The organism is Pseudomonas ovata, from assembly GCF_003131185.1.
Classification (GTDB): domain Bacteria; phylum Pseudomonadota; class Gammaproteobacteria; order Pseudomonadales; family Pseudomonadaceae; genus Aquipseudomonas; species Aquipseudomonas ovata.
Genome location: NZ_QFFU01000016.1, coordinates 78,701 through 104,606, shown reverse-complemented (window position 1 = coordinate 104,606; position 25,906 = coordinate 78,701). Strand labels below are relative to the sequence as shown.

Annotated in this window: 22 protein-coding genes; 9 read left to right on the top strand and 13 right to left on the bottom strand. The window is 61.9% G+C overall.

Annotated elements, in window-relative coordinates; genetic code table 11:
- Nucleotides 1–362: 362 nt before the first annotated feature.
- From aceA to DGA31_RS19710, 9 genes are all read right to left on the bottom strand, one after another.
- Nucleotides 363–1,688, bottom strand: coding sequence for an isocitrate lyase (aceA, locus tag DGA31_RS19750; RefSeq protein ID WP_056837006.1), 1,326 nt, complete (start codon nt 1,686–1,688; stop codon nt 363–365).
- 593 nt (nt 1,689–2,281) lie between these two features.
- Nucleotides 2,282–3,022, bottom strand: a complete 741-nt coding sequence (locus DGA31_RS19745) for a secretin N-terminal domain-containing protein (protein ID WP_109513700.1) — start codon at nt 3,020–3,022, stop codon at nt 2,282–2,284.
- Nucleotides 3,023–3,167: 145 nt separating this feature from the next.
- Nucleotides 3,168–3,593, bottom strand: coding sequence for a GNAT family N-acetyltransferase (locus DGA31_RS19740; protein WP_056837011.1), 426 nt, complete (start codon nt 3,591–3,593; stop codon nt 3,168–3,170).
- Nucleotides 3,586–4,752, bottom strand: coding sequence for a ribosomal protein uL16 3-hydroxylase (locus tag DGA31_RS19735; protein WP_109513699.1), 1,167 nt, complete (start codon nt 4,750–4,752; stop codon nt 3,586–3,588). The genes DGA31_RS19740 and DGA31_RS19735 overlap by 8 nt, the downstream gene beginning before the upstream one ends.
- Nucleotides 4,753–4,813: 61 nt before the next feature.
- Nucleotides 4,814–6,184 (bottom strand): adenylosuccinate lyase, encoded by a 1,371-nt coding sequence (gene purB / locus DGA31_RS19730; RefSeq protein WP_056837014.1) that lies wholly within the window; start codon nt 6,182–6,184, stop codon nt 4,814–4,816.
- A 128-nt stretch (nt 6,185–6,312) separates the two neighbouring features.
- Nucleotides 6,313–6,933 carry a high frequency lysogenization protein HflD gene (gene hflD, locus DGA31_RS19725; RefSeq protein WP_056837016.1) on the bottom strand — a complete coding sequence of 207 codons (621 nt, stop codon included), beginning with the start codon at nt 6,931–6,933 and terminating at the stop codon, nt 6,313–6,315.
- A complete protein-coding gene (gene mnmA / locus DGA31_RS19720) occupies nt 6,933–8,063 on the bottom strand; it encodes a tRNA 2-thiouridine(34) synthase MnmA (protein ID WP_109513698.1) in 1,131 nt (376 codons plus the stop codon). The genes hflD and mnmA overlap by 1 nt, the downstream gene beginning before the upstream one ends.
- A 59-nt stretch (nt 8,064–8,122) precedes the next feature.
- Nucleotides 8,123–8,569 carry an NUDIX hydrolase gene (locus tag DGA31_RS19715; protein WP_109513697.1) on the bottom strand — a complete coding sequence of 149 codons (447 nt, stop codon included), beginning with the start codon at nt 8,567–8,569 and terminating at the stop codon, nt 8,123–8,125.
- 81 nt (nt 8,570–8,650) lie between these two features.
- Entirely contained in the window at nt 8,651–10,876 is a 2,226-nt protein-coding gene (locus DGA31_RS19710; RefSeq protein ID WP_109513696.1) for an NADP-dependent isocitrate dehydrogenase, read from the bottom strand.
- A gap of 459 nt (nt 10,877–11,335) precedes the next feature.
- Between DGA31_RS19710 and icd the strand changes: the two genes are divergently transcribed.
- On the top strand, nt 11,336–12,592 hold the full coding sequence (icd, locus tag DGA31_RS19705; RefSeq protein WP_109513695.1) for an NADP-dependent isocitrate dehydrogenase: 1,257 nt from the start codon (nt 11,336–11,338) through the stop codon (nt 12,590–12,592).
- 91 nt (nt 12,593–12,683) lie between these two features.
- On the opposite strand, the gene cspD is transcribed toward icd, so the two are convergent.
- Entirely contained in the window at nt 12,684–12,953 is a 270-nt protein-coding gene (cspD, locus tag DGA31_RS19700; protein WP_056837941.1) for a cold shock domain-containing protein CspD, read from the bottom strand.
- Between the two features lie 236 nt (nt 12,954–13,189).
- On the opposite strand from cspD, the gene clpS reads away from it, so the two are divergent.
- Nucleotides 13,190–13,564 carry an ATP-dependent Clp protease adapter ClpS gene (gene clpS / locus DGA31_RS19695; RefSeq protein ID WP_056837026.1) on the top strand — a complete coding sequence of 125 codons (375 nt, stop codon included), beginning with the start codon at nt 13,190–13,192 and terminating at the stop codon, nt 13,562–13,564.
- A gap of 30 nt (nt 13,565–13,594) precedes the next feature.
- Nucleotides 13,595–15,868 carry an ATP-dependent Clp protease ATP-binding subunit ClpA gene (clpA, locus tag DGA31_RS19690; RefSeq protein WP_109513694.1) on the top strand — a complete coding sequence of 758 codons (2,274 nt, stop codon included), beginning with the start codon at nt 13,595–13,597 and terminating at the stop codon, nt 15,866–15,868.
- Nucleotides 15,869–15,981: 113 nt separating this feature from the next.
- Here the strand turns inward: clpA and infA are convergent, their stop codons facing one another.
- From infA to aat, 3 genes are all read right to left on the bottom strand, one after another.
- Nucleotides 15,982–16,200: a translation initiation factor IF-1 gene (gene infA, locus DGA31_RS19685; RefSeq protein WP_002553999.1), complete on the bottom strand. Its 219-nt coding sequence runs from the start codon at nt 16,198–16,200 to the stop codon at nt 15,982–15,984.
- Nucleotides 16,201–16,302: 102 nt separating this feature from the next.
- Nucleotides 16,303–17,010, bottom strand: coding sequence for an arginyltransferase (locus DGA31_RS19680; RefSeq protein ID WP_109513693.1), 708 nt, complete (start codon nt 17,008–17,010; stop codon nt 16,303–16,305).
- 47 nt (nt 17,011–17,057) lie between these two features.
- Nucleotides 17,058–17,747 carry a leucyl/phenylalanyl-tRNA--protein transferase gene (aat, locus tag DGA31_RS19675; RefSeq protein WP_109513692.1) on the bottom strand — a complete coding sequence of 230 codons (690 nt, stop codon included), beginning with the start codon at nt 17,745–17,747 and terminating at the stop codon, nt 17,058–17,060.
- A 422-nt stretch (nt 17,748–18,169) separates the two neighbouring features.
- On the opposite strand from aat, the gene DGA31_RS19670 reads away from it, so the two are divergent.
- From DGA31_RS19670 to cysG, 6 genes are all read left to right on the top strand, one after another.
- Nucleotides 18,170–20,701 (top strand): DNA translocase FtsK, encoded by a 2,532-nt coding sequence (locus DGA31_RS19670; protein WP_109513691.1) that lies wholly within the window; start codon nt 18,170–18,172, stop codon nt 20,699–20,701.
- 70 nt (nt 20,702–20,771) lie between these two features.
- A complete protein-coding gene (gene lolA, locus DGA31_RS19665) occupies nt 20,772–21,395 on the top strand; it encodes an outer membrane lipoprotein periplasmic chaperone LolA (protein ID WP_056837035.1) in 624 nt (207 codons plus the stop codon).
- A 19-nt stretch (nt 21,396–21,414) separates the two neighbouring features.
- The gene (locus tag DGA31_RS19660; protein WP_109513690.1) at nt 21,415–22,740 is read left to right on the top strand and encodes a replication-associated recombination protein A; all 1,326 of its coding nucleotides are present in this window, start codon (nt 21,415–21,417) and stop codon (nt 22,738–22,740) included.
- Entirely contained in the window at nt 22,737–23,111 is a 375-nt protein-coding gene (crcB, locus tag DGA31_RS19655; protein WP_056837039.1) for a fluoride efflux transporter CrcB, read from the top strand. Before DGA31_RS19660 ends, crcB begins: the two co-directional genes overlap by 4 nt.
- Before the next feature lie 16 nt (nt 23,112–23,127).
- Entirely contained in the window at nt 23,128–24,408 is a 1,281-nt protein-coding gene (serS, locus tag DGA31_RS19650; RefSeq protein ID WP_056837041.1) for a serine--tRNA ligase, read from the top strand.
- Nucleotides 24,409–25,803: a siroheme synthase CysG gene (gene cysG / locus DGA31_RS19645; protein ID WP_109513689.1), complete on the top strand. Its 1,395-nt coding sequence runs from the start codon at nt 24,409–24,411 to the stop codon at nt 25,801–25,803.
- Nucleotides 25,804–25,906: the final 103 nt, after the last annotated feature.

Here is a 25,906-nt window from a genome sequence, read left to right as displayed (position 1 = left end):
TGATTTTATGTGCAAATACAGTGCAAGTAAATTTTCTATATCAAATTTATTCTTTGAATCGATCGTTCATACCGTTTGCACCAGGCTGCAGGCCACGCAGACCGGGGATTTCGATGGGTTCGACCCAGTATGTTTGGTTATTACGGAAAAGCAGAAAAGCAAAACAGAATGATAATTAATGTCATTTGATAGGGTGTTTCATTAATGCTGCCGAGTGTGCGCGCCGACCTGTTTAAAGCACTAATAAGTAACATCATGACAGATGTCTGGCATTGCTGTGCGTCAATGTCGCGCCACGTCGCTGCAAAACGCACAAGCCGCCCTGGTGGACGGCTTGTGCTGAGGCTGGGTGACGGCGTCTGTCAGTGGAACTGATCCTGCTCGGTCGAGCCGGTCAGGGCGGTCACCGATGAGGCGCCCCCCTGAATCACGGTGGTCATGTCATCGAAATAGCCGGTGCCCACTTCCTGCTGGTGCGCGACAAAGGTATAGCCCTTGGCGGCGTCGGCAAATTCCTGCTCCTGCAGCTTCACGTAGGCGGTCATGTCGTTGCGGGCGTAGTCGTGCGCCAGGCTGAACATGCCGTGCCACATGTTGTGAATGCCGGCCAGGGTAATGAACTGGTGCTTGTAGCCCATGGCCGAGAGCTCGCGCTGGAATTTGGCGATGGTGGCATCGTCGAGGTTCTTCTTCCAGTTGAAGGACGGCGAGCAGTTGTACGACAGCAACTGATCCGGGTACTCCTTCTTGATCGCCTCGGCAAAGCGCCGCGCTTCGTCCAGGTCCGGCTTGGCAGTCTCGCACCACACCAGGTCAGCGTACGGGGCGTAGGCCAGGCCGCGGGCAATGGCCTGGTCCAGGCCTGCGCGGACCTTGTAGAAACCTTCCGGGGTGCGGGCGCCGGTGACGAACGGCTGGTCGTACGGGTCGCAATCGGAGGTCAGCAGGTCGGCCGCGTTGGCGTCGGTGCGGGCCAGGATAATGGTCGGGACCCCGGCCACGTCGGCCGCCAGGCGTGCCGCCACCAGCTTCTGTACCGCTTCCTGAGTGGGGACCAGCACCTTGCCGCCCATGTGGCCGCATTTTTTCACCGAGGCCAGCTGGTCTTCGAAGTGAACGCCGGCGGCACCCGCTTCGATCATGTTCTTCATCAGTTCATAGGCATTGAGCACGCCACCGAAGCCGGCCTCGGCATCGGCCACGATCGGCGCGAAGTAATCGATGTAGCCGTCATCGCCGGGGTTCTTGCCGGCTTTCCACTGGATCTGGTCGGCGCGGCTGAACGAGTTGTTGATACGACGCACGACGGTGGGCACCGAGTCGACCGGGTAGAGCGACTGGTCGGGGTACATGGACTCGGCCGAGTTGTTGTCGGCAGCCACTTGCCAGCCGGAAAGGTAGATGGCCTGGATGCCGGCCTTGACCTGTTGTACAGCCTGGCCGCCGGTCAGGGCGCCCATGCAGTTGACGAAATCCTTGTCGGGCCGGAAAGACGGCCTGGCGCCCTGGGTCACCAGATTCCAGAGTTTCTCGGCGCCCAGCTTTGCAAACGTGTGTTCCGGTTGAACCGAGCCACGCAGGCGGACGACATCAGCAGCAGAATAGGTTCGGGTCACGTTGGTCCAGCGCGGATTTTCAGCCCAGTCTTTTTCCAGAGCCGCTATTTGTTGTTCGCGTGTCAGTGCCATGTTGATAAACCTCATTTCCTGGGTTTTTCAGGCGTGAAAACGATCGCGCCAATTGCTCGCTATGTTTCAGGCCGCCTGATGCGGGGTATGTCCTGCTCCGCCAAAACGCCTCGTTTATCGAAGGCACGGGTGTTGGCTGCTCACTGATCGGAAAACGTGCTGCTGGTTGCGTTTGCATCGGATGGCGACAGATGAACGAATGGCTCAGGGTGATGAGCAGGCGTTACGGGCGTGGTCGAGAGGCGCCTCTGGCTCGTGGTTGCCGTGTGCGTCGCTCATTCCAGGATGCCTTTGTGCCTGACAGCGCTACCGTCCCTCGGGACAACTTCGTTCCAGTCGCAACCTCGTCAAACTGCCTTGTGGGCGGTCAGGACACGAAGCGGCCCGCACGGTAAGTATGGGCGCGCCCCGGAAGCGCATGAAGGCTTCTGATCAGCGGGAGCGAGGCCATCATGCCGTGGTGTTTTTGACCCGTCAAACGTTTTGTAGTGCTTTTTTGGTGCCACTACATCTTTGGTCTAATATGACTGCCGGGTCATTGAGAGGCCCGCCGGTTCTGGGTCGGGCGCCCTGAAGCCGGTTATCCGGCGCCCTTACTCGAGCGCATCGACCTTGACGCGCAGCAGCATGTCGTCACGCCCCTGGGTCGAGTAGTAACGGGCATTGGCCTGACGATCGGCCACCGACTGGTTCTGGCTGCCCGCCAGGGTGATCCATTCGCCCAGGCGACCGCTGACCGTGCTGTCGGTGCTCTGCACCTTGATGGCGTCGGGCCGTTCCTGGCTCACGCGGTCCCGGTTGGTGCTGATGGTCAGGTGCACGATGTCGCCGGTCACGCTGGCCGTGACGTAAAAGCCCTGTGTCACGTTGCGGTACTGGGTCTCGCTTTGCGAATAACCGTAGCTGTCGGTGCGCGAGGTGGTCAGCGGAATACTCTGGCCGGTCTGGATCAGGGCCGGGCTGCCTTCGGTGGTCTGGATCTGTTGCAAGGCGCCTTCGCGGCTGTCGGTGCCGTAGCTGATGACGCGCCCGCCGCCGGCGCTGTTGTGATTCTGCGCGGCCTGGTCACTGGTATCGACGCTGATCAACAAGCGTTTCGGGGCGGTGTCGAGTTGCGAGAGCAGGGCGCGAAGTTCGTCGATCTTGCGCGATTCGGCATTGACGATCAACTGATTGCCATGGGCGTTGACCGAGCCTTCCTGGCCCAGGAAATTGCGCGCCACCGGCAGCAGTTCGTCACTGGTTCGGTAGTTGAGCGGCACGATTTCAGTGGCGGCCAGTGTCCAGGTGCTCGACAACAGCAGCAGTGAAGCCAACAAGGGGCGTATGAACATGTCCTTTACTCCGCGAGAGCGTATCCAGGCCTTGAGTGTGTCACTTTGTCAGCCGATAGCAAAACGCCCCGACTCCCTTGGCTGGCGCTTGCACGCAGGCCATGGGGCTCGGGGCGTTATTTATGTAGTGCTTGTGTAGGGATGCCTACACAGTCTCGCGGCGCATATCGACATGCGGCAGGCCGGCTTCGAGAAACTCGTCGCTGACCACATGAAAGCCAAAGCGCTCGTAGAACGCCGCCGCCTGCACCTGGGCACTGAGCTTCTGCTGCGTAAGGCCGCGTTTCTCGGCCTCCAGCAGCACGGCGCCGAGCAGGGCTTCACCGACTTTCAGGCCGCGCCAGTCCTTGAGCACCGACAGACGTCCGATTTCGCCGTCAGGCAACAGACGCGCGGTGCCGATCGGGTAATCACCTTCAAAGGCGAGGAAGTGGGCGGCGTCGGCATCCTCGGCATCCCATTCCAGCTCCGGCGGCACCGCTTGCTCGGCGATGAAGACGCTTTCACGAATGCGCCGGATGGCAGCATTGTCCTTGTGCCAGTCTGCAACCGATACACTGATTTTATTCATCGGCAAATCCCAGGCTTCCTTGTTTGAGCAGTTCGCAGAGCAATGTCCGTGCATCCTCGTCTGCCAGCCACGGACCGAGGTTCTCGATATGCAGGGCGTCGGCTGCGCAGACCAGCTTCAACAGGTCGCGCAACTTGCCAGGCAGCAGGCGGCTCTGACCGCTGGCGAACAGTAACAGATCGTCATCGACATTCGACCAGGCCATGCGCGCGCTCGGGTTGCGAATGATGATCGCGCCTTGTTCCAGGCTGTCGAGCAGGTCAGTCTCTTCCAGTTCTTCACCGCTGACCAGTTCAGGGTAGCGCGGCTCGGTCATGAACTGGCCGAACCAGGTCAGCAGCAGGCGCTCGTCGCTCATGTGCTCGGCCAGCAGGCCCTTGAGGCGGGCCAGTGCGTCGTGCTGGATCTGGTGCGGATCGCTCACGGGCTGGGCATCGGCGTCAGTGTAGCGCTCCTCGTCAGGAATGAACTGACTGAGGAAGTCGGTGAAATGCGTCAGTACTTCGGCAGCGCTCGGGGCGCGGAAGCCCACCGAATAGGTCAGGCACTCGTCCACGGCAACGCCCCAATGGGCCAGGCGCGGCGGCAGGTAAAGCATGTCGCCCGGCTCCAGGGTCCATTCCTCGGTGCCTTCGAACTCGGCCAGGATGCGCAGGTCAGCGTGCTTGATCAGGGGGCTGTCGCTGTCGCACATCTGGCCGATCTTCCAGTGCCGCTGGCCGTGGCCTTGCAGCAGGAATACATCGTAGTTGTCGAAGTGCGGGCCGACGCTGCCGCCAGGTGCGGCGTAGCTGACCATGACGTCGTCAATGCGCCAGCTGGGCAGGAAGCGGAAGTTTTCCAGCAGTTCGCCCACTTCCGGGACGAATTGATCGACGGCCTGGACCAGCAGGGTCCACTCGCGCTCGGGCAGGGTGCTGAAGGCATCTTCGGCAAACGGACCGCGACGCAGTTCCCACGGGCGCTCGCCCTGTTCGATGACCAGGCGCGATTCGACCTCTTCTTCCAGAGCCAGGCCTGCCAGCTCGTCCGGATCGATCGGGCTCTGGAAGTCCGGCAGGGCCTGGCGGATCAGCAGGGGCTTTTTCTGCCAGTAATCACGCAGAAAAACACGCGCGCTCATGCCGCCCAGAAGTTGAAGAGGAGTATCAGGATTCATTTGTAAGCCCTTGAAATGAAAACGCCCGGCACAGCCGGGCGTGTGCAGAAGTTGTTGCGGTTCAGATACGCTTGGCTTGTGCCACGGCGTTACCGATGTAGTTGGCCGGGGTCAGCTGCTTCAGCTCGACCTTGGCCTGCGCCGGCATGTCCAGGCCATCGATGAAGGTCAGCAGTGCTTCAGGGCTGATGCCTTTGCCGCGTGTCAGCTCCTTGAGCTTCTCGTACGGGTTCTCGATGTTGTAGCGGCGCATGACGGTCTGGATCGGCTCGGCCAGCACTTCCCAGCAGGCGTCCAGGTCGGCAGCGATGCGTTGCTCGTTCAGCTCCAGCTTGCTGATGCCCTTGAGGCTGGCCTCGTAGGCGATCACGCTGTGCGCAAAGCCCACGCCCAGGTTGCGCAGCACGGTGGAGTCGGTCAGGTCGCGCTGCCAGCGCGAGATCGGCAGCTTGCTGGCCAGGTGCTGGAACAGCGCGTTGGCGATGCCCAGGTTGCCTTCGGAGTTCTCGAAGTCGATCGGGTTGACCTTGTGCGGCATGGTCGAGGAACCGATTTCGCCAGCCACAGTGCGCTGCTTGAAGTAGCCCAGCGAGATGTAGCCCCAGATGTCGCGGTCGAAGTCGATCAGGATGGTGTTGAAGCGGGCAATGGCGTCGAACAGCTCGGCGATGTAGTCGTGCGGTTCGATCTGCGTGGTGTACGGGTTGAACACCAGGCCCAGCTCGTCTTCGATGAAGGCACGGGCGTTGGCTTCCCAGTCGATGTCCGGGTAGGCCGACAGGTGGGCGTTGTAGTTGCCCACGGCGCCGTTGATCTTGCCCAGCAGTGGCACGGCGGCCACCTGGGCGATCTGGCGCTCCAGGCGGTAGACCACGTTGGCCAGCTCCTTGCCCAGGGTGGTCGGCGAAGCCGGCTGGCCATGGGTGCGCGACAGCATTGGCACGTCGGCAAAGCGCTGGGCCAGTTCGCGGATGGCCTCGGCGATCTGGCGCATCAGCGGCAGCACCACGTTGTCGCGACCTTCGCGCAGCATCAGGGCGTGGGACAGGTTGTTGATGTCCTCGCTGGTGCAGGCAAAGTGAATGAATTCGCTGACCGCATTCAGTTCAGGCAGCTTGGCGGCCTGTTCCTTGAGCAGGTATTCCACAGCCTTGACGTCGTGGTTGGTGGTGCGCTCGATCTCTTTGACGCGCTCGGCGTGCTCGATTGCAAAATTGTCGGCCAGTGCGTCGAGAATGGCGTTGGCTTCGGCCGAGAAGGCTGGCACTTCGGCGATTTGCGGATGGGCTGCCAGGCGCTGCAGCCAGCGTACTTCCACCAGGACGCGGAAGCGGACCAGGCCGTATTCGCTGAAGATAGGGCGCAAGGCCTGGGTCTTGCCGGCATAGCGGCCGTCAACAGGGGAAACCGCGGTGAGCGAAGAAAGCTGCATGGGGTGCTCTCGGACAGTCGGCTTTGAAAAGGGCGCATATCATACATGAAATTGCCGGCCGACTGGGGACAGTCGACCAGCGTAGATAGCGTCGAGCCTGAAGGTTGAAAAAGGAGAGGCGCGGCGTTTCAGCCGTGCATCAACGTGTAGAGTTCTTTCAGTAGCTTGCGACGGCTGAACACCAGTTGCCAGCGATGGCCGCCAACTTGTCGCCACAGGCGTGCCGAGCGAATGCCGGCCAGCAGCAGGGCGCGAATGCGCGATGCATTGCTGGGTTGCTGCAGGTTGCGCATGTCGCCATGCACCTGGATGCGCTGGCGCAAGGTGCTCAAGGTGTCCTGATACAAGGCCCCGGCGGCGGCGATCACATTCTCGTGAGCGATGCCGAAATGCTCGACCTGTGACTGGATCTGCGGCAAGCGCTTGCCGATCACGCCCAGCATGTCGTCGCGCTTGGCCAGCTGGCGCTCAAGGCCCAGCATCGACAAGGCATAGCGCAACGGTTCGCGCTGCAGGGTGCCCGGGTCGCGCTCCAGGGCGCTGGCCAGGGCGCGGTAGCCCTCGCGCAGGCACTGGTCATTGCCGCCGTATACATCCAGGGTGTCCTTGGGGTCGAGCACCAGCAGGCTGCCGAGCATGCAGCCCAGGTCCGCCTCGCTGACCTGGCCGGTCTTGGCCAGGCGGTCGACCAGGATGGCGGCCTGGAAGACGCCGCCCAGGGCGATCAGTTGTTCCTGAATCGGGGTCATCAAGGCTTGTCCTTGCTGTTCCAGGGTTCGGCCGTTTCGATCACGCCGCCGCCCAGGCAGATTTCGCCATCATAGAACACCACCGATTGTCCGGGGGTCACGGCGCGTTGAGGTTCATCGAAGAGCGCGCGGTAGCCGCCAGCGGTCTTTTCCAGGGTGCAGCCCTGGTCGCCCTGGCGGTAGCGCACCTTGGCTGTCAGACGGCGCGGGCTGTCGAGGTCGACCGGGTTGACCCAGTAGATCTGCGAGGCCAGCAATGCGCGGGAGAACAGCCATGGATGGTCATTGCCCTGGCCGACGATCAGCTCGTTGCTCTCCAGGTCCTTTTCCAGCACATACCAGGGCTCGTCGCCGGCATCCTTCAGGCCGCCGATACCCAGGCCCTGGCGCTGGCCGATGGTGTGGTACATCAGGCCGCTGTGGCGGCCGATGACTTCACCTTCGGTGGTCTTGATCTCGCCGGGCTGGGCGGGCAGGTACTGGCGCAGGAAATCGGTAAAGCGCCGCTCGCCGATAAAGCAGATGCCGGTGGAGTCCTTTTTGCGCGCCGTGGCCAGGCCGTGTTGCTCGGCAATGGCGCGTACTTCGGGTTTTTCCAGCTCGCCGACCGGGAACAGGGTGCGGGCAATCTGTTCGCCGCCCACGGCATGCAGGAAGTAGCTCTGGTCCTTGTTCGGGTCCAGGCCCTTGAGCAGCTCGGTGCGCCCGTCGATGTCGCGCCGGCGCACGTAATGGCCGGTGGCGATCAGGTCGGCGCCCAGGCTCAGGGCGTAGTCGAGGAAGGCCTTGAACTTGATTTCCCGGTTGCAGAGGATGTCCGGGTTGGGCGTGCGGCCGGCCTTGTACTCTTCCAGAAAATGCTCGAATACATGGTCCCAGTACTCGGCGGCGAAGTTGGCCGTATGCAACTTGATGCCGATGCGGTCACACACGGCCTGGGCATCGGCCAGGTCTTCGCGAGCGGTGCAGTATTCCGTGCCGTCGTCTTCTTCCCAGTTCTTCATGAACAGGCCTTCCACCTGATAGCCCTGCTGCAGCAGCAGAACGGCGGAAACGGAAGAGTCCACGCCGCCGGACATGCCGACAATGACGCGTGGTTTTTCAGTGTTCGAAAGGGCTGGATCAGACATGAGCGTTCAACGGCTATGGTGAAAAGGACGCGATTCTATCAGGCCGCAAGTGTCGCGTCTCACGCCTTGTCGCGCAGCAGGGCGAGACTGAAGCGTTCGCCGGTCAGGTAATCGTCCACGCAGCGCAGCACCAGTTCACTGCGCCAGCGTGGCTGTTGCTCGAGCAATTGCTCGCGGCTCAGCCATACCGGGCCGATGATGCCTTCGTCCAGGCGATAGTCGGGATGATGGCGCAGCGCCCTGGCGGCAAAGCAGATGCGCTGGTAGGTCACGCCATTGCTGGGGGCGGTGTACAGGTAGATGCCGACCACGCCGGTCAGCTCCACATCCCAGCCGGTCTCTTCCAGCGTCTCGCGCACGGCGGCCCGTTGCAGGCTTTCGTTAGGGTCCAGGTGGCCGGCGGGCTGGTTGAGTACCGGCTGGCCTTGTTGCAGTTCCTCGACAAACAGGAAGCGTCCCTGATCTTCGATGACGGTGGCAACGGTGACATGGGCTTGCCAATTCATGGGCCTTTCTCCAGAAGCGATGGCGGTAAAAACAACAACCCCGGCACGTGGGCCGGGGCTGTTGTGTATCAGTGTTGCACCTTACAGCGCGGCGATGGCGGCGTTGAAGGTTTCGCTAGGGCGCATGGCCTTGCTGGCCAGCTCTGGCTTGGCGAAGTAGTAACCGCCAATTTCAACCGGCTTGCCTTGTACCGCATTGAGCTCGGCAACGATTTTTTCTTCGTTGTCGGTCAGGGTCTTGGCCAGGGGAGCGAACTGCGCCTTGAGGGCGGCGTCGTCATCCTGGGCAGCCAGTGCCTGGGCCCAGAACAGGGTCAGGTAGAAGTGGCTGCCGCGGTTGTCGATGCTGCCGACCTTGCGCGAAGGCGACTTGTTGCGGTCCAGGAACTCGCCAGTGGCCTGGTCGAGGGTCTTGGCCAGCACCAGCGCCTTGGGGTTGTTGTAGGCGTGGCCCAGGTGTTCCAGGGAAGCGGCCAGGGCCAGGAATTCACCCAGCGAATCCCAGCGCAGGAAGTTCTCTTCGACAAATTGCTGCACGTGCTTGGGGGCCGAGCCGCCGGCGCCGGTTTCGAACAGGCCGCCACCATTCATCAGCGGCACGATCGACAGCATCTTGGCGCTGGTGCCCAGTTCCATGATCGGGAACAGGTCGGTCAGGTAGTCGCGCAGCACGTTGCCGGTGACCGAGATGGTGTCCTGGCCGGCGCGGGTGCGCTCCAGGGTCAGCTTCATGGCGTCGACCGGGGTCAGGATCTGGATGTCCAGGCCTGCGGTGTCGTGATCGCGCAGGTACTTCTGCACTTTCTCGATCATCACGCCGTCGTGGGCGCGAGCCGGGTCGAGCCAGAAGATCGCCGGGGTATTGCTGGCGCGCGAGCGGTTGACCGCCAGCTTGACCCAATCCTGGATCGGTGCGTCCTTGGCCTGGCACATGCGCCAGATATCGCCGGCTTCGACGTTCTGTTCCATCACGGTATTGCCCTGGGCGTCGCTGACGCGCACCACACCGGCCGTCTTGATCTGGAAGGTCTTGTCGTGCGAGCCATATTCTTCGGCTTTCTGCGCCATCAGGCCCACGTTCGGCACGCTGCCCATGGTGGTCGGATCGAAGGCGCCGTGTTTCTTGCAGTCTTCGATCACGGCCTGGTAGATGGTGGCGTAGCTGCGGTCCGGGATGACGGCCTTGGCGTCGTGCAACTGGCCATCGGTGCCCCACATCTTGCCCGAGTCACGGATCATCGCTGGCATCGAGGCGTCGACGATCACGTCGCTCGGCACGTGCAGGTTGGTGATGCCCTTGTCGGAGTTGACCATCGCCAGTTGTGGGCGGGCAGCATAGACCGCCTGGATGTCGGCCTTGATTTCAGCCTGCTTGTCGGCTGGCAGGCTGGCGATGCGCTCGTACAGGTCGCCGATGCCGTTGTTCAGGTTGAAGCCGATTTCCTTGAGCACGTCGGCGTGCTTGGTCAGCGCGTCCTGATAGAACTCTTCGACGATCTGGCCGAACATGATCGGATCGGAGATCTTCATCATGGTGGCTTTCAAGTGCACCGAGAACAGCACGCCTTGCTTCTTGGCGTCTTCGATTTCGGCGGCGATGAAGCTGCGCAGGGCCTTCTTGCTCATGACCGAGCAGTCGATCACTTCACCGGCCTTGACGGCGGTTTTTTCCTTCAGGACGGTGGCGGTGCCGTCCTGCGCGATCAGTTCGATCTTCAGGCTGTTGTCGGCCTCGACCAGGGCGGCTTTTTCGCTGCCGTAGAAGTCGCCGCTGCTCATGTGCGCGACGTGTGCCTTGGAGTCGCTGCTCCAGGCGCCCATCTTGTGCGGGTGCTTGCGTGCGTAGTTCTTGACCGACAGCGGGGCGCGGCGGTCGGAGTTGCCTTCGCGCAGAACCGGGTTCACGGCGCTGCCCTTGACCTTGTCGTAGCGGGCACGGGTTTCTTTTTCCGCGTCGGTCGAAGGGTTCTCGGGGTAGTCGGGAATGGCGTAGCCCTGGTCCTGCAGCTCTTTGACAGTGGCTTTCAGTTGCGGAACCGAAGCGCTGATGTTGGGCAGTTTGATGATGTTGGCTTCTGGCGTGGTCGCCAGTTTGCCCAGCTCGGCAAGATGATCCGCAATTTGCTGGTCGGCGCGAAGCGCTTCGGGGAAGCTGGCCAGTACCCGGCCTGCCAGCGAAATGTCACGGGTCTCGACGTCGATGTCGGAAGACGCGGTGAACGCTTCGATGATGGGCAGCAGCGAGTAGGTGGCCAGGGCCGGGGCTTCGTCAGTAAAGGTGTAGATGATCTTCGAGCGGTCGGACATTCGTATTAACTCTCTGTTTTGCTGAGCATGCACAAAATCCCGATGCGCGCCGTATGGGCACTCTGCCCATGCTTGCGTCATGAGCCCGGGTCGGGATTGCTTCGCGGTGATGGTGGGTGCATCAGTCGAGCGTCAAGCAGTCGGGCACCTGTGTCCCGACGCAGATCGGAGCGGGTGTCATGCATCCGGACGGCCCCGCACCAGTGATTCGAGTTCCATGACTCGGCAGTCACGCCGGGGAGTATATCAAACCCTGAATCCCAAGCATTAATGCTATGCGGCCAATTGGCGCATGCCAATACGCCCTTGGTCGAACGCAAGCGCTCTGGAACAGGGCTTTCGGCGAATTTTAAAAGTCCTTGGGCGATGCCGTGCTGAGCGGTATTTGCCTGTCTGCCAAGGCGTGACTAGGCTTTATGGCGGTCAGGCTGTCCAATCAACTGCGTATTGGAGCTCAGCATGCAATACAAGAACATTACAATTCCCCCTGCCGGCGAGCGCATCACGCTCAACCCCGACCACTCCCTGAATGTCCCCGATCGACCGATTATTCCTTATATGGAAGGTGATGGTATCGGTGTGGATATCACCCCCGTCATGCTCAAGGTCGTGGAGGCTGCTGTCGAAAAAGCCTACGGCGGCGTGCGCCAGATTGCCTGGATGGAAGTCTATGCGGGCGAAAAGGCCACGCGCATCTACAGTCCGGACACCTGGCTGCCCGACGAAACCTTGCAGGCGGTCAGGGACTTCGTGGTGTCGATCAAGGGGCCCCTGACCACGCCGGTCGGTGGCGGCATCCGCTCGCTCAATGTCGCCTTGCGTCAGCAACTGGACCTGTACGTGTGCCTGCGGCCTGTGCGCTGGTTCGCCGGGGTGCCCAGCCCCGTCATCAGGCCGGGCGAGGTCGACATGGTGATCTTTCGCGAAAACTCCGAAGACATCTATGCCGGTATCGAGTGGCAGGCCGGCTCGGTGCAGGCCGACAAGGTCATCCGGTTTCTCAAGGAGGAAATGGGCGTGCACCGGCTGCGGTTCGATCATGAATGCGGCATAGGCATCAAGCCGGTGTCCCGTGAGGGCACGGTGCGCCTGGTGCGCAAGGCCCTGCAATATGCCGTTGATCATGATCGGCGTTCGGTCACGATCGTGCACAAGGGCAACATCATGAAATACACCGAAGGTGCCTTCAAGGAGTGGGCCTGCGAAGTGGCCGTCGGCGAGTTCGGTGCGACCCTGCTCGAGGGTGGGCCCTGGATGCGCTTTACCAATCCAAAGACCGGGCGCGAGATTATCGTCAAGGACGTGATTGCCGATGCCATGTTGCAACAGGTGCTGCTGCGACCGGCCGACTATGATGTGATCGCCACGCTGAATCTCAATGGCGATTACCTCTCCGATGCCCTGGCCGCCCAGGTCGGCGGGATCGGTATTGCACCGGGTGCCAATCTGGCCGATGGCGTTGCCATGTTCGAGGCCACCCACGGCACGGCCCCACGCTATGCAGGCAAAGACCAGGTCAATCCGGGATCGTTGATTCTGTCGGCAGAAATGATGCTGCGCCATCTGGGCTGGGAGGAGGCGGCGGATCTTGTGATCAAGGGGCTTGAGGGGGCGATCTTGGCCCGAACCGTCACCTATGACTTCGAGCGGCTGATGGACGGCGCCACGCGTGTGTCGTGCTCGGGATTTGGCGAGGCGATCATCTCGCACATGTGACAGGTAGAGGGATCAAGGCCGGATGGCCGGTTCAAGCATCTGGACCGGCCATCCGGCAGTCTGGCATGACTGGCGTTTGTGGTGGTTCGCCTCAGGCAGGCACGTTTGAAGCCTTGACGGTTGCACTCGATGTTTCGACCGATTTGTCAGCACTGGCTGTCGCGGGCGAAATCTCTACAGCGTGCAAGCCCTTGGGGCCCTGGATAATCTCAAATTGCACTGGTTGCCCGGCCTTGAGCGTCTTGTAACCATCCATTTTAATAGCTGAATAATGTGCGAACAGGTCTTCATCCCGGCCGTCGGCAAGGATAAATCCATAGCCTTTTGCATTATTGAACCACTTGACTTTACCACTGAGCATAGCCATATCCCTCTGCAAAGGACTCCGTCTGGAGTATCATCCACCTCAATCCGCCTGACCTGAAAAATTTTGGTTGACTGCGCGGACCCTTTTTACCCAATGTGGGCTCTATTGTTTGTAACACCGTTTAGCTGATAGTCAAGGTCATGCGGCAGTCCATGTCATGAAAGCCGGTTGGACAGCGGCCACTTGCTATTGGTTCAATCCGACTTTTTCGAAATGAACATTCTTTCCCCATGCATGCAATCAGCAAGATTCGACTAACATTCAATCAGGATGGTCCTCGGTCAAACGAGGGCGCGCACGAGGACGATGCGTCGGGCGTAGCGGTACAGGACGCCAAGCCGACTCTGCAGGCGCCACCGATGTATAAGGTGATTTTGTTCAACGATGATTACACCCCGATGGATTTCGTTGTCGAAGTGCTGGAGGTGTTTTTCAACCTGAATCGTGAGCTGGCCACCAAGATCATGCTGGCCGTCCATACAGAGGGACGGGCAGTCTGCGGATTGTTTACCCGCGACATCGCCGAGACCAAGGCCATGCAGGTCAACCAATACGCCAGGGAGAGCCAGCATCCACTACTCTGTGAGATCGAGAAGGACGGTTAAACGCCGACCACTTGGGTATGAGGTGAAGCTATGTTAAACCGTGAACTCGAAGTCACCCTCAATCTGGCCTTCAAGGAAGCGCGTTCCAAGCGTCATGAGTTCATGACCGTCGAACACCTTCTGCTGGCCTTGTTGGACAACGAGGCTGCAGCCACCGTCTTGCGTGCCTGCGGCGCAAACCTCGATAAGCTCAAGCGTGATCTGCAGGAGTTCATCGACTCCACCACACCCCTGATCCCCGTTCATGACGAGGATCGCGAGACCCAGCCAACGCTCGGGTTCCAGCGCGTGCTGCAACGCGCCGTATTCCATGTGCAAAGCTCCGGCAAGCGCGAAGTCACCGGTGCCAACGTACTGGTAGCGATCTTCAGCGAACAGGAAAGCCAGGCCGTGTTTCTGCTCAAGCAGCAGAGCGTGGCCCGGATCGATGTCGTCAACTACATTGCCCACGGAATCTCCAAGGTTCCCGGGCACGGCGAACACTCTTCCGAAGGTGAGCAAGATATGCAGGACGACGAGGGCGGTGAGGCTTCTTCCTCAGGCAATCCTCTGGATGCCTATGCCAGCAACCTGAACGAACAGGCGCGTCAGGGGCGTATCGACCCGCTCGTCGGCCGCGAGTCCGAGGTCGAGCGCGTGGCGCAGATCCTCGCCCGTCGTCGCAAGAACAACCCTCTGCTGGTCGGCGAGGCTGGTGTCGGCAAGACCGCCATTGCCGAGGGCCTGGCCAAGCGCATCGTCGATAACCAGGTGCCGGACCTGCTGGCCAACAGTGTCGTCTACTCCCTCGATCTTGGCGCATTGCTGGCGGGCACCAAGTATCGCGGGGACTTCGAGAAGCGCTTCAAGGCGCTGCTCAACGAGTTGCGAAAGCGCCCGCATGCCATTCTGTTCATCGATGAAATCCACACCATCATCGGTGCCGGTGCGGCCTCGGGTGGCGTGATGGACGCCTCCAACCTGCTCAAGCCGCTCTTGTCCTCGGGTGATATCCGCTGCATTGGCTCGACCACGTTCCAGGAATTTCGCGGCATCTTCGAGAAGGACCGTGCGCTGGCCCGTCGCTTCCAGAAGGTCGACGTGTCGGAGCCGTCGGTCGAGGACACCATCGGCATCCTCAGGGGGCTCAAGGGGCGCTTCGAGCAGCACCACGACATCGAGTACAGCGACGAGGCCCTGCGTGCCGCAGCCGAGCTGGCCTCGCGCTACATCAATGACCGGCACATGCCGGACAAGGCCATTGATGTTATCGATGAGGCGGGCGCCTATCAGCGCCTGCAGCCGGTCGAGAAGCGCGTCAAGCGCATCGAGGTCGTGCATGTCGAAGACATCGTGGCCAAGATTGCGCGGATTCCGCCCAAGCATGTCAACAGCTCCGACAAGGAGCTGCTGCGCAACCTGGAGCGTGACCTCAAGCTCACCGTGTTCGGGCAGGATGCGGCAATCGACTCGCTGTCCACGGCCATCAAGCTGTCCCGTGCCGGCCTGAAGTCACCCGACAAGCCTGTAGGTTCGTTCCTGTTTGCAGGCCCCACCGGGGTCGGCAAGACCGAGGCGGCGCGTCAGCTCGCCAAGGCCCTGGGTGTGGAGCTGGTGCGTTTCGACATGTCCGAATACATGGAGCGGCATACCGTTTCGCGGCTGATCGGTGCGCCGCCAGGCTATGTCGGTTTCGATCAGGGCGGTCTGCTCACCGAGGCCATCACCAAGCAGCCGCATTGCGTGCTGTTGCTCGATGAGATCGAAAAGGCGCACCCCGAGGTCTTCAACCTGCTGCTGCAGGTCATGGATCACGGCACGCTGACCGACAACAACGGTCGCAAGGCGGACTTCCGCAATGTGATCCTGATCATGACCACCAATGCCGGTGCCGAGACCGCCTCGCGGGCTTCGATCGGTTTCACTCACCAGGATCACTCCTCCGATGCGATGGAAGTGATCAAGAAGAGCTTCACGCCCGAGTTCCGCAACCGCCTGGACACCATCATCCAGTTCGGCCGGCTCAGTCATGAGGTCATCAAGAGTGTGGTGGACAAGTTCCTCACCGAGCTGCAGGCGCAACTGGAAGACAAGCGGGTCCTGCTCGAGGTCTCCGATGCAGCGCGCAGCTGGCTGGCGCAGGGTGGCTACGACGCGGCGATGGGTGCAAGGCCGATGGCGCGTCTGATCCAGGACCGGATCAAGCGTCCGCTGGCCGAAGAGATCCTGTTCGGCGAGTTGTCCGATCATGGCGGTGTGGTGCATATCGACATCAAGGATGGCGAGATCACCTTCGATTACGAAACCACTGCAGAAATGGCCTGACGGTATGGCCCGTCCCGCGAGGGGCGGGTCATGTGCAGGCGGTGTTTGATGAGCATGCTCCAGAAACGACAAAGCCCGGCAATGCCGGGCTTTTTCGTCTGAGGCAACCGTGCTTAACGAGCGCGGTAGGTGATGCGGCCCTTGCTCAGATCGTAAGGCGTCAATTCAACGCGCACCTTGTCACCGGTCAGAATGCGGATGTAGTTTTTGCGCATCTTGCCGGAGATGTGCGCAGTTACGACGTGCCCATTTTCCAACTCCACGCGAAACATGGTGTTGGGCAGGGTGTCGACGACAGTGCCTTCCATTTCGAAGCTGTCTTCTTTCGACATGCAGTAAAGCCCTCGGGTATCAAATTGAGTGGCCCGGTGCAAGTGGCGCCAGGCAAAAGCGGCGTGCATTGTGCCCGAAAAATGCCTGCTACGCCAAGGACTTCAGTACAGAGTGACCCATCTTTGATTTGTCAGCAGCTCAATGGGGCGGTATTGGGTCTTGTAATTCATCTTCTTGCAGTTCTTTATCCAGTAGCCCAGGTACACCGCATGCAGATTCAGGCGTGCGGTTTCGGCAATCTGCCAGAGGATGGCATAGCGCCCTAGGCTGCGGCGTTCTTCATCGGGCTCGTAGAAGGTGTACACCGCCGATAGCCCGTTGGGCAGCATGTCGGTGGCGGCCACTGCCAGCAACCGGCCCTCGGCACGAAACTCGTAGAAGCGCGAAAATGGCAGGTCGCGCACCAGGAAGGTGATGAACTGATCGCGGCTGGGCGGATACATGTCGCCGTCGGCGTGGCGCTGCTCGATGTAGCGCTGGTAGAGGTCGAAGTATTCCTGGGTGAAGGTCGGCTTGACGCCGCGCACCTGCAGGTCGGCGTTACGCTTGATGATGCGCTTCTGCTGTCGGTCCGGGACGAACAGGTCCACCGGAATACGTGCCGGTATGCAGGCACTGCAGTTCTGGCAGTGCGGCCGGTAAAGATGATCGCCGCTGCGACGAAACCCCATGTCCGACAGGTCGGCATACACCTGCACATCCATCGGCTGACTGGGGTCCAGAAACAGGGTGGTGGCCTGTTCGTCGGGCAGGTAGCTGCAGGCGTGGGGTTGCGTGGCATAAAACTTCAGCCGCGCCAGGTCGGTCATGTTGCCCCCATTGTTGAAAACCGTTGAGTAGAGTGTAAGCCAGCCTGTCAAACTCGCCTAGGCAACCAGTCGGCGTTATTTTCGGCGTCCAGGTGTGTGTGCAGGTAATCGGCAAAGGCCTGGCGCGAAATCGAACGAGCGCCCAGGCTTTGCAGGTGAGCGGTCGGCATCTGGCAGTCGATCAGCACAAAGCCCCAGGCCTTGAGATGCTCCACCAGTGTGGCAAAACCGACCTTGGAGGCGTTGTCGGCCCGGCTGAACATCGATTCGCCAAAAAACAGCTGCCCCATGGCCAGGCCATACAGGCCGCCGACCAGCACGTCGTCCTCCCATACCTCGACGCTGTGGGCATGACCACGTGCATGCAGCTGCCGGTAGGCGTCCTGCATCTTGCCGGTGATCCAGGTTTCCTTTGCGTAGCTGCGCGGTTCGGCGCAGGCCTGGATGACGGCCGCGAAATCCTGATCAAACGTCACCCGGTAGCGCTGCTGGCGCAGCACCTTGGACAGGCTGCGCGAGACATGCAGCTCTTCAGGGAACAGTACGGTGCGCGGGTCGGGCGACCACCACAAAATCGGCTGGCCCTCCTGGAACCACGGAAAGCAGCCGTGCCGGTAAGCCCGCACCAGGCGCTCTGCCGACAGGTCGCCACCGGCCGCCAGCAGGCCGTCCGGGTCGCGCAGGGCCTTGCTCAAAGGCGGAAAGTCCAGGCTGTTGCGTTGTAACCAGGTCAACATGGCGTCAGGGATTCTCACGAGGGAAGGGGAGGGCAGAGCACTGGATGCAACTCCAGGCGTCCGCCATGGTCACAGTCAGGTTGCCACGCACAGGCCCGGCAAGGTGCGGGCAGGTCATACCGGTTGAACGGTGTGTCATAAGCCTTTGTCACGAAACACAATGCATGCTCAAATTAGGCCCCCTCGACGGTGCTTGAATATGCACGACCGCCGCGCCAGACTTGTGGCGCTGCGTACAGTGCCAGTACAGACCCGCAGGCAGGCAAAGCCGTACAATGCCCACTTTGCGCGTTATCATTCAAGTCGGCGTTACATCGGGATACTCATCAGGTCCCGGATGTCACCGGCGTACCCCTTGAGTCGCCGTCGTTCGTGATCGTTCAACAGAGTTGTTCGCGCCCCAGCGCAGGAAATAAAGCGTTTTGAAGAAATCCACTCCAGCACCCGCACCTGTACCCCTCTGGCGGCAGCAGTTGCACTATCGGCTCAAGGAAGGGGCATTGATCGCCTTCGGCTTCCTGTGCCTGTACCTGATGATGTCGTTGCTGACCTACGACCAGAGCGACCCTGGCTGGAGCCATACCAGCAGCAATGCCACCGAGGTGCAGAACGCCGCAGGCCGTGCCGGCGCCTTCAGTGCCGACATCCTGTTCATGGTCCTGGGGTATTTCGCCTACATTTTTCCCTTGCTGCTGGCAATCAAGGCCTGGCAAGTCTTCCGGCAACGGCACGAGCCGTGGCAATGGAGCGGCTGGCTGTTTTCCTGGCGCACCATCGGCCTGGTGTTCCTGGTGCTTGCCGGTGCCGCACTGGCCCATCTGCACTTTCATTTCGCGTCAGGCTTTCCAGGCTCGGCCGGCGGTGTACTGGGTCAAGTGCTGGGCGACCTGGCCAGGCACGCGCTGAACATCCAGGGCAGCACGCTGTTGTTCATTGCCCTGTTCCTGTTCGGCCTGACGGTGTTCACCGACCTGTCGTGGTTCAAGGTCATGGACATGACCGGCAAGATCACCCTGGACCTGTTCGAGTTGCTGCAAGGCATCGTCAGTCGCTGGTGGGCCGAGCGCGCCGAGCGCAAGCAGATGGTCGCCAAGCTGCGCGAGGCCGACCTGCGCGAGTTCCAGCGCCCGGCCGGCGTGGTCGAACGCCGTGAGCCGCGCGTGGTGGCACGCGACAAGGTGGTCGAGCCTGAACCACCGGTCAGCCGTCCTGTACCGCCGGTGTCCATGCCTGTAACGACGCCTGCCAGGGCAGCGTCCGCCAGCGTGCCTGCCGCCGCAGTTGCCGCAGCACCGATCATGGCGCCTGTACCGCCGCCTGCGCCGGCCCCGGCCCAGTCTCTGGTTGCCGAGCGTGCCAAGCCGGCCCCGGCCATTATTCCGCCGGCCCCGGCCAAGCCACCAGAGCCTGTGCGCCTGGCAAAACCTACGCCGTCGTTCATCGACAGCGCAGTCGAGGGCACGCTGCCGCCGCTGTCGATTCTCGACCCGGTGGAAAAGAAGCCGCTCAATTATTCACCCGAGTCCCTGGACGCCGTAGGCCGGTTGCTGGAAATCAAGCTCAAGGAATTTGGCGTCGAGGTCACCGTCGACTCCATCCATCCGGGCCCGGTGATCACCCGCTACGAAATCCAGCCGGCTGCCGGCGTCAAGGTCAGTCGCATCGCTAACCTGGCCAAGGACCTGGCGCGTTCGCTGGCCGTGACCAGCGTACGCGTGGTCGAGGTCATTCCGGGCAAGACGACCGTGGGCATCGAGATTCCCAACGAAGACCGGCAGATGGTGCGCTTCTCCGAAGTGCTGTCCTCGCCCGAGTTCGCGGCGGCCACGTCACCGGTGCCCCTGGCCCTGGGCCATGACATCGGCGGGCGTCCGGTGATCACCGACCTGGCCAAGATGCCGCACTTGCTGGTGGCCGGTACTACCGGCTCCGGCAAGTCGGTGGGCGTCAACGCCATGATCCTGTCGATCCTGTTCAAGTCCGGCCCCAAGGACGCCAAGCTGATCATGATCGACCCGAAAATGCTTGAACTGTCGATCTACGAAGGCATCCCGCACCTGTTGTGCCCGGTGGTCACCGACATGAAGGACGCCGCCAACGCCCTGCGCTGGAGCGTTGCCGAGATGGAGCGGCGCTACAAGCTGATGGCGGCCATGGGCGTGCGTAACCTCGCCGGCTTCAACCGCAAGGTCCGTGACGCCGACGAAGCCGGCACGCCGATCAGCGACCCGTTGTACCGTCGTGAAAACATGCACGACGAAGCGCCGTTGCTCGATACCCTGCCGACCATCGTGGTGGTGGTCGACGAATTTGCCGACATGATGATGATCGTCGGCAAGAAGGTCGAAGAACTGATCGCCCGTATCGCCCAGAAAGCCCGTGCCGCCGGTATCCACCTGATCCTGGCCACGCAGCGGCCGTCGGTGGATGTGATCACCGGCCTGATCAAGGCCAACATTCCGACCCGCATGGCCTTTCAGGTGTCGAGCAAGATCGACTCGCGTACCATCATCGACCAGGGTGGCGCCGAGCAATTGCTGGGTCACGGTGACATGCTGTACATGCCGCCAGGCACCAGCCTGCCGATTCGCGTGCACGGCGCCTTCGTCTCCGACGAGGAAGTCCACCGCGTGGTCGAGGCCTGGAAAATGCGTGGCACCCCGGACTACAACGAAGATATTCTGGCCGGCGTCGAAGAGGCCGGCAGTGGCTTCGAAGGCGGCGGCGGTGGTGGCGATGGCGACGACAGTGAGAGCGATGCGCTGTATGACGAAGCGGTCAAGTTCGTGCTCGAAAGCCGCCGCGCCTCGATTTCAGCGGTGCAGCGCAAGCTCAAGATCGGTTACAACCGCGCGGCACGCATGATCGAAACCATGGAAAATGCCGGCGTCGTCACCCCCATGAACACCAACGGCTCCCGCGAAGTCATCGCGCCGGCGCCGATGCGCGACTGACCAACAGCCTTACCCTCGACAGCATGCCGGTCATGCTGTCGCCCTTTCAGCGAATCCAACGAGGAATTCCATGCGTCTTATCCGCCTGTTACTGGCCACCGCCCTGACGCTCTCCACCGTGGCGGCGCATGCCGACAGCAAGGACGTGGCGCGCCTGACCCAGTTGCTGGAAAAATCCCAGACCCTGACCGGTCGCTTCTCGCAGATGACCCTGGACGGCAGCGGCACCCAACTGCAGGAAACCACCGGCGAAATGACCCTTCAGCGTCCTGGCCAGTTCAACTGGCACACCGATGCGCCACAGGAACAACTGATGGTCTCCGACGGCAAGAAAGTCTCGCTGTGGGACCCGGACCTGCAGCAGGTGACCATCAAGACCCTCGACCAGCGCCTGACCCAGACTCCGGCCCTGTTGCTGTCCGGTGACGTGTCGAAAATCAGCGAAAGCTTTGACATTACTGCCAGGGAAGCCGGCGGCGTGCTGGACTTTACCCTCAAGCCCAAGAGCAAGGACACGCTGTTCGATAACCTGCGCCTATCGTTTCGCAATGGCCTGATCAACGACATGCAACTGGTCGATAACGTTGGCCAGCGCACCAATATTCTGTTCACCGGCGTCAAGGCCAATGAGCCGGTGCCGGCCGGCAAGTTCCAGTTCCAGGTGCCCAAGGGTGCTGACGTCATTCAGGAATAAGAGGCGCTGACCCCGGACCATGGACCTGTTCAGTCGTGAACCCATCGCCCAGCCCCTGGCCGCCCGCTTGCGGGCGACCAACCTGGACGAGTACGTCGGCCAGGAGCACGTGCTGGCCCATGGCAAGCCCCTGCGCGAAGCACTGGAGCAGGGCGCGCTGCATTCCATGATCTTCTGGGGCCCGCCCGGGGTGGGCAAGACCACCCTGGCGCGGCTGCTGGCCAAGGTGTCGGACGCGCATTTCGAAACCGTCTCGGCCGTGCTGGCCGGGGTCAAGGAAATCCGCCAGGCCGTCGAGGTCGCCAAACAACAGGCGGCGCAATACGGCCGGCGCACCATCCTGTTCGTTGATGAAGTGCACCGGTTCAACAAGTCCCAGCAGGACGCCTTCCTGCCGTATGTCGAAGACGGCACGCTGATCTTTATCGGCGCAACCACGGAAAACCCCTCGTTCGAACTCAATAATGCCTTGCTGTCGCGGGCACGGGTCTATGTGCTCAAGAGCCTGGACGAGGCGGCCCTGCGCAAGCTGGTGCAGCGCGCCCTGAGCGAGGACCGCGGGCTGGGTCAGCGGCACCTGCGCCTGAGCGACGAAGGCTTTGCCACGCTGATGGCGGCGGCCGACGGCGATGGCCGGCGCATGCTCAACCTGCTGGAAAATGCCTCGGACCTGGCCGAAGACGGCAGCGAGATCGACAATGCGCTGCTGCAAAGCCTGCTCGGCGACAGCCGGCGGCGTTTCGACAAGGGCGGCGAGGCGTTCTACGACCAGATCTCGGCGCTGCACAAGTCGATTCGCGGTTCCAGCCCCGATGCGGCGCTGTACTGGTTCGCCCGCATGATCGACGGCGGCTGCGACCCGTTGTACCTGGCACGGCGCGTGGTGCGCATGGCCAGTGAAGACATCGGCAACGCCGACCCACGTGCCTTGCCGTTGTGTATGTCGGCCTGGGACGTCCAGGAGCGACTGGGCAGCCCGGAAGGCGAACTGGCGGTGGCCCAGGCCATTGTCTATCTGGCCTGCGCGCCCAAGAGCAATGCGGTGTACATGGCCTTCAAGGCGGCCATGCGTGACGTAGCCGAGAATGGCTCGATGGAAGTGCCGCTGCACCTGCGCAACGCGCCGACCAAGCTGATGAAGCAATTGGGCTATGGCGACGAATACCGCTACGCCCATGACGAACCGGACGCCTATGCCGCCGGCGAGGACTACTTTCCCGACGAGCTAGAGCCGCGCCAGTACTACGCGCCGGTGCCGCGTGGCCTGGAACTGAAGATCGGCGAAAAGCTGCGTCATTTGCAGGCGCTGGACGCTGCCAGCCCCCGGAAGCGGAGAAAGTCATGATTCAGACCATTCTTGCGGTGTCGATTGCCGGCATCGCTGGTACATTATTGCGCTTCGCAACCGGCAACTGGGTCAGCGCCCACTGGCCGCGGCACTTCTACACAGCCACCCTGGCCGTCAATCTGGCCGGGTGCCTGATCATCGGCGTGCTGTATGGCCTGTTCCTGCTGCGCCCTGAGGTGCCGGTCGAGATTCGCACCGGCCTGATCGTCGGTTTTGTAGGGGGTCTGACGACCTTTTCATCCTTTTCACTGGACACGCTGCGCCTGCTTGAAAGCGGGCAAGTGCCGCTGGCGCTGGGCTATGCCGGCATCAGCGTGTTCGGCGGGCTGCTCGCGACCTGGGTTGGCCTGTCCCTGACCAGACTTTGATAGACGAGAGAACGATATGCTCGATTCCAAACTGTTACGTACCCACCTTCAGGACGTAGCGGATCGCCTGGCGTCCCGCGGCTTCACGCTGGATGTAGCCCGTATTGAAGCGCTGGAAGCCCGCCGCAAGGTCGTCCAGACCCAGACCGAACAGCTGCAGGCCGAGCGTAATGCCCGTTCCAAGTCTATCGGTCAGGCCAAGCAGCGCGGCGAAGACATCGCGCCGCTGATGGCTGACGTCGAGCGCATGGGCACCGAGCTGAGCGAAGGCAAGGTCGAGCTGGACGCCATCCAGGCCGAGCTCGACGGCCTGCTGCTGACCATTCCCAACCTGCCTGACGCGTCGGTGCCGGTGGGCGAGGACGAAGACGGCAACGTCGAAGTGCGTCGCTGGGGCACCCCGGCCAGCTTCGATTTCCAGGTCCAGGACCACGTCGCCCTGGGCGAGAAATTCGGCTGGCTGGATTTCGAAACCGCCGCCAAGTTGTCCGGCGCCCGTTTCGCCCTGCTGCGCGGTCCGATTGCCCGCCTGCACCGCGCCTTGGCGCAGTTCATGATCAACCTGCACATCAACGAACACGGCTACGAGGAAACCTACACCCCGTACCTGGTCCAGGCGCCTGCTCTGCAAGGCACCGGCCAGTTGCCCAAGTTCGAAGAAGACCTGTTCAAGATCAGCCGCGACGGCGAAGCCGACCTGTACCTGATCCCCACGGCCGAAGTGTCGCTGACCAACATCGTGGCCGGGCAGATCCTGGACAGCAAGCAACTGCCGCTCAAGTTCGTGGCCCACACGCCGTGTTTCCGCAGTGAGGCCGGTGCTTCGGGGCGTGACACCCGTGGCATGATCCGCCAGCACCAGTTCGACAAGGTCGAAATGGTCAAGGTGGTGGCCCCCGAGCAGTCGATGGACGAACTCGAGTCGCTGACCGCCAACGCCGAACGCGTCCTGCAACTGCTGGAACTGCCGTACCGCGTCCTGGCGTTGTGCACCGGCGACATGGGCTTCAGCGCGGTCAAGACCTACGACCTGGAAGTCTGGGTACCGAGCCAGGACAAATACCGCGAAATCTCCTCGTGCTCCAATTGCGGCGACTTCCAGGCCCGGCGCATGCAGGCCCGCTGGCGCAACCCGGAAACCGGCAAGCCCGAACTGGTGCACACCCTGAACGGTTCCGGCCTGGCCGTTGGTCGTACCCTGGTGGCGGTGCTGGAGAACTACCAGCAGGCTGACGGTTCGATTCGTGTACCCGAAGTGCTCAAGCCCTACATGGGCGGCCTTGAGGTCATCGGCTAAATGGAATTTCTGCCCCTGTTTCACAACCTGCGTGGCCGCTGGGTGCTGGTGGTCGGCGGCGGTGAGATTGCCTTGCGCAAATCTCGCCTGCTGGCCGATGCCGGTGCGCTGTTGCGCGTCGTAGCCCCTGAAATCGAGACCCAGTTGCGCGAGCTGGTCGAACACAGTGGCGCAGAAATCCGCCTGCGCGGCTACGAGCCGGGCGACCTGGACGGTTGCGTGCTGGTCATTGCCGCCACCGACGACGAGCCCCTCAACGCCCAGGTCTCGCAAGACGCCCGCCAGCGTGGCATGCCGGTCAACGTGGTCGATGCGCCGGCCTTGTGCAGCGTGATCTTCCCGGCCATCGTCGACCGCTCGCCACTGGTCATTGCCGTGTCCAGCGGCGGTGACGCACCGGTGCTGGCGCGCCTGATCCGCGCCAAGCTGGAAACCTGGATTCCGTCCACCTACGGTCAACTGGCCGGCCTGGCGGCGCGCTTTCGCCATCAGGTCAAGCAGCTCTACCCGGATGTCCAGCAACGCCGGGCTTTCTGGGAAGAGGTGTTCCAGGGGCCGATTGCCGACCGGCAACTGGCGGGGCAGGGCGCCGAAGCCGAGCGCCTGTTGCATGCCAAGGTCAATGGTGCACCGCCGCACGCGCCGGGTGAGGTCTACCTGGTCGGGGCTGGCCCCGGCGACCCGGACCTGCTGACCTTCAAGGCCTTGCGCCTGATGCAGCAGGCCGACGTGGTGCTGTACGACCGCCTGGTCGCCCCGGCGATCCTGGACCTGTGCCGCCGGGATGCCGAGCGCGTCTACGTTGGCAAGCGCCGCAGCGAGCACGCCTTGCCGCAGGAGCAGATCAACCAGCAACTGGTCAACCTGGCCAGGCAAGGCAAGCGCGTGGTACGCCTCAAGGGCGGCGACCCGTTTATCTTCGGTCGCGGCGGTGAAGAGATCGAAGAACTGGCCGCTCACGGCATCCCGTTCCAGGTCGTGCCAGGCATTACGGCAGCCAGCGGTTGTGCCGCGTATGCCGGGATTCCGTTGACCCACCGTGACTACGCGCAATCGGTGCGCTTCATCACCGGGCACCTGAAGAACGGCACCACCGATTTGCCCTGGCAAGACCTGGTCGCGCCAGCGCAGACTCTGGTGTTCTACATGGGGCTGGTGGGGCTGCCGACCATCTGTGAGCAATTGATTGCCCACGGTCGCGCCGCCGATACCCCGGCGGCCCTGGTGCAGCAAGGCACCACGGTCACCCAGCGGGTCTTCACCGGCACCCTGGCCAACCTGCCGCAACTGGTGGCCGACCACGAAGTCCACGCGCCAACCTTGGTGATCGTGGGCGAAGTGGTGGTGCTGCGCGAAAAACTCGCCTGGTTCGAAGGCGCACAGGGCACCCTCTGACCCCCCGTAGGAGCGCGCTTGCCCGCGACCGAGTGCGTAGCGCTCGCAAAATCTGCGAAACGCCACAAATTTGCGGTTGTGAACACATTCAAAATCTGCGAAA

Excerpts from the sequence above, each read along its gene's own strand:
- crcB (WP_056837039.1), top strand. The coding sequence starts at position 22,737 with ATGATTCAGACCATTCTTGCGGTGTCGATTGCCGGCATCGCTGGTACA.
- DGA31_RS19745 (WP_109513700.1), bottom strand. The coding sequence starts at position 3,022 with ATGTTCATACGCCCCTTGTTGGCTTCACTGCTGCTGTTGTCGAGCACC.
- aceA (WP_056837006.1), bottom strand. The coding sequence starts at position 1,688 with ATGGCACTGACACGCGAACAACAAATAGCGGCTCTGGAAAAAGACTGG.
- cspD (WP_056837941.1), bottom strand. The coding sequence starts at position 12,953 with ATGCTCAGTGGTAAAGTCAAGTGGTTCAATAATGCAAAAGGCTATGGA.
- DGA31_RS19735 (WP_109513699.1), bottom strand. The coding sequence starts at position 4,752 with ATGAATCCTGATACTCCTCTTCAACTTCTGGGCGGCATGAGCGCGCGT.
- aat (WP_109513692.1), bottom strand. The coding sequence starts at position 17,747 with ATGTTGACCTGGTTACAACGCAACAGCCTGGACTTTCCGCCTTTGAGC.
- mnmA (WP_109513698.1), bottom strand. The coding sequence starts at position 8,063 with ATGTCTGATCCAGCCCTTTCGAACACTGAAAAACCACGCGTCATTGTC.
- serS (WP_056837041.1), top strand. The coding sequence starts at position 23,128 with ATGCTCGATTCCAAACTGTTACGTACCCACCTTCAGGACGTAGCGGAT.
- lolA (WP_056837035.1), top strand. The coding sequence starts at position 20,772 with ATGCGTCTTATCCGCCTGTTACTGGCCACCGCCCTGACGCTCTCCACC.
- icd (WP_109513695.1), top strand. The coding sequence starts at position 11,336 with ATGCAATACAAGAACATTACAATTCCCCCTGCCGGCGAGCGCATCACG.
- DGA31_RS19710 (WP_109513696.1), bottom strand. The coding sequence starts at position 10,876 with ATGTCCGACCGCTCGAAGATCATCTACACCTTTACTGACGAAGCCCCG.
- DGA31_RS19660 (WP_109513690.1), top strand. The coding sequence starts at position 21,415 with ATGGACCTGTTCAGTCGTGAACCCATCGCCCAGCCCCTGGCCGCCCGC.
- DGA31_RS19740 (WP_056837011.1), bottom strand. The coding sequence starts at position 3,593 with ATGAATAAAATCAGTGTATCGGTTGCAGACTGGCACAAGGACAATGCT.
- cysG (WP_109513689.1), top strand. The coding sequence starts at position 24,409 with ATGGAATTTCTGCCCCTGTTTCACAACCTGCGTGGCCGCTGGGTGCTG.
- hflD (WP_056837016.1), bottom strand. The coding sequence starts at position 6,933 with ATGACCCCGATTCAGGAACAACTGATCGCCCTGGGCGGCGTCTTCCAG.
- purB (WP_056837014.1), bottom strand. The coding sequence starts at position 6,184 with ATGCAGCTTTCTTCGCTCACCGCGGTTTCCCCTGTTGACGGCCGCTAT.
- clpA (WP_109513694.1), top strand. The coding sequence starts at position 13,595 with ATGTTAAACCGTGAACTCGAAGTCACCCTCAATCTGGCCTTCAAGGAA.
- DGA31_RS19680 (WP_109513693.1), bottom strand. The coding sequence starts at position 17,010 with ATGACCGACCTGGCGCGGCTGAAGTTTTATGCCACGCAACCCCACGCC.
- clpS (WP_056837026.1), top strand. The coding sequence starts at position 13,190 with ATGCATGCAATCAGCAAGATTCGACTAACATTCAATCAGGATGGTCCT.
- DGA31_RS19715 (WP_109513697.1), bottom strand. The coding sequence starts at position 8,569 with ATGAATTGGCAAGCCCATGTCACCGTTGCCACCGTCATCGAAGATCAG.
- infA (WP_002553999.1), bottom strand. The coding sequence starts at position 16,200 with ATGTCGAAAGAAGACAGCTTCGAAATGGAAGGCACTGTCGTCGACACC.